The organism is Acinetobacter sp. WCHA29 (assembly GCF_002165335.1).
Taxonomy (GTDB): domain Bacteria; phylum Pseudomonadota; class Gammaproteobacteria; order Pseudomonadales; family Moraxellaceae; genus Acinetobacter.
The window spans coordinates 1-980 of record NZ_NHRQ01000053.1 but is presented as its reverse complement, the minus strand read 5'-3'; the positions used below and the strand labels follow the sequence as shown (position 1 = coordinate 980).

General features: G+C 45.4%; 1 protein-coding gene. It reads right to left on the bottom strand.

Going from position 1 to position 980, the window contains the following annotated elements; genetic code table 11:
• Window positions 1–980, bottom strand: a 980-nt coding sequence (ahpF, locus tag CDG59_RS14920) for an alkyl hydroperoxide reductase subunit F (protein WP_087546046.1), incomplete at both ends; no start/stop codon positions are given.

Here is a 980-nt window from a genome sequence, read left to right as displayed (position 1 = left end):
ATGATGATTTGCTTGTAAGGCACGGTGGTACAGTCACCCGCAGCAAATACACCTTTGACATTGGTTTCATTACGATCATTGATCACAATCTCACCACGATTGCTGAGTTCAACCGCACTGTTCTTCAAGAAATCTGTGTTTGGTAATAAACCAATCTGCACAAAGATTCCTGCAAGCTCAACTGTATGTTCAACATCAGTCGCGCGATCTTTGTATTTCAACGCCGTCACTTGAGCACCATCTCCGACCACTTCAGTACTGAGCGCATTCAAAATTACAGTGGTATTCGGCAAACTGTTTAATTTGTCTTGCAGCACTTGGTCAGCACGTAGTTTGGTATCAAACTCAACCAATGTTACATGCTCAACAATTCCTGCAAGGTCAATCGCTGCTTCTACACCAGAGTTACCACCACCAATCACCGCAACACGTTTGCCTTTGAATAATGGGCCATCACAGTGTGGGCAGTACGCCACACCACGGGTACGGTATTCCGCTTCACCCGGTACATTCATTTCTCTCCAACGTGCGCCTGTTGAAAGAATAATGGTTTTCGATTCAAGCTTAGCCCCATTTTCCAATTCAACTTCAACCAAACCATTGGCGGTCTGATCTGCACCTGTGATCTTGCTGACACGTTGTAAATTCATGATATCCACACCGTACTCACGTACATGGGCTTCCATATCTTGAGCGAACTTCGAACCTACAGTTTTTTGAACCGTGGTGAAGTTCTCAATGTCCATGGTATCCATGACCTGACCACCAAAGCGTTCAGCCACGATACCTGTTTTGATCCCTTTACGTGCTGCATAGATCGCTGCTGTACCACCTGCAGGGCCACCACCAATCACCAATACATCAAAAGCATCTTTGGCATTGAGTGCTGCGGCATCTTTTTCAGCTGAGTTGGTATCTAGCTTCGCCACGATTTCTTCCAAAGTCATACGACCTTGTCCAATATGTTCATTGTCTTGAAA